Below are 1,708 nucleotides of genomic sequence, written 5' to 3' on the forward strand. Positions count from 1 at the left end.
ACGCTGGTCAACGAGAAATTCGAGGAGATCAAGGAATCGATCCGCAACCGCGGGATCGATCAGCCCATCAAGGTCACGCAGCGTCCGGGTGCATCGCGCTACGTGCTCGCCGCCGGCGGCAATACGCGTCTGCGCGCAATCAAGGAATTGCACGCCGAGACCGGAGACGAGCGCTTTGCGGCGACCGACTGCATTTGGACCGATTATGTCGATGACATCGACATCGAAATTGCGCATACGGTCGAAAACGAGCAACGCGCACCGATGTGCTTTTGGGATCGGGCCAATAACTACGTCAATATTTTGAACCGTATCTCCGAACAGCGCGGTGAAAAGCTTTCGCAGCAAGATTGTCTCGATTACCTCGCACAAAAAGGCGTCGCGACGTCGCGTGGCACATTATGGTCCTGGCGCTTTGCCACCACAAATTTCCAATCCTTGGGGCAAGCGGCATTTCTGCTTTCGGGCAGGGATAGCAAGCTTATCCAGGCTGGTTACAACAAACTACAAAGCATCGCAAAGATGCTGGGCCTAGCCGCCACTCTAAATATCGAAGAGATAATTGAATCCGCATGCCTGGACATGCAACTTGAGTTCGACCGCACGGGGGAGTTCTCCGCAGAGGCACTGATTTCACGCATTTATCACCACTTTGCCGCGAAGACCGAGCTCGACCCCTTGCAGCTCGACGAAGCGGCTGACCTTGCCGTCGAGTACCACGAGTTGACGCCGATCGAGTTTCGCATGCTCCTGACTTCGCGGGGAAGGAAAGGCGAACGGGAGCAGCAAAAGCGTGAGATGAAAGCTGCCGCGCGCAGAGAAAAGCGAACCCGCCTGGCTGACGCTACCGAACAAGACAATGCCGGGCCCGCGCCGTATTCGGAAACGGTGGCACGTGATGCGGCAGAATTGGACGACATCAGCAATGACGTTGACCTCGACCTTGTGCATGCAACGGTGCGCGATCTTTTACGCGCTGCCTTGGGAAACGATCAATGCTTCATCGAATGCGCCCATTTGCCTTACGGATTTTTCGTTGATATTCCAGAACGATCCTATGCGCACAGTACGAATGCCGCAGCCATTTGGTGGTGGCTGTGCGAAACCAGCAGACAAGCAAGCGACGACGGCATGCAGGTACTGCCGGCGAGTCAATTTGGCAACCTTTGCCGGGAAGAAGAGAACTGGCGAGGTGTTTGTGAAGCGGAAATCGGTCAGGCACCAAATTTAAATGCTTTCTGCGAAATGCTTATGGGCATTTCTACGCCCATTCATCAGGCATTTCTTGAGGCGATCGCGGTAATGCATGGTTTCCGTGAACAGGAGAGTGAGCGCTTTTCTCCAGATTTCTTCACAAATTAATATTGTCGCAAGCAAGTGCCATGAATTCAAAATCGCCCTGCTATTTGGTGAAGTCTCGCGATATTCGTGCAGCTGCATTATATGAGTTGGCTGATGCAGTTATGCATAACAGAAATATCCCGGGACTCAGTCCAGAGACGGCATATGTTTTAACGCACGAGCAGTTTCCAACCTTGGTAGAAGGGTTGATTGACGGACCAGCGATCAAGGTCGGCATCTTCTTAGAGCCGATGTACAAGGAAATGCGCTTGATCGAACAGCGATTGTGGCGAGAGTATGCCTATGCGTGCTTTGTTTCCAATCAATGCAGTTTTCAATTGCTACAGGTATTTTTTCCGGAACTCAC

General features: G+C 52.6%; 2 protein-coding genes. Both read left to right on the forward strand.

Annotated features, from left to right (window positions below):
- Nucleotides 1-147: 147 nt before the first annotated feature.
- Nucleotides 148-1,362, forward strand: coding sequence for a hypothetical protein (locus WM40_RS28410; RefSeq protein ID WP_236693727.1), 1,215 nt, complete (start codon nt 148-150; stop codon nt 1,360-1,362).
- 20 nt (nt 1,363-1,382) lie between these two features.
- The coding region (locus tag WM40_RS26780; RefSeq protein ID WP_157793829.1) for a hypothetical protein at nt 1,383-1,708 on the forward strand (326 nt) is incomplete at its 3' end.

Origin of the sequence: Robbsia andropogonis (genome assembly GCF_000970345.1) — a bacterium.
GTDB lineage: Bacteria > Pseudomonadota > Gammaproteobacteria > Burkholderiales > Burkholderiaceae > Robbsia > Robbsia andropogonis.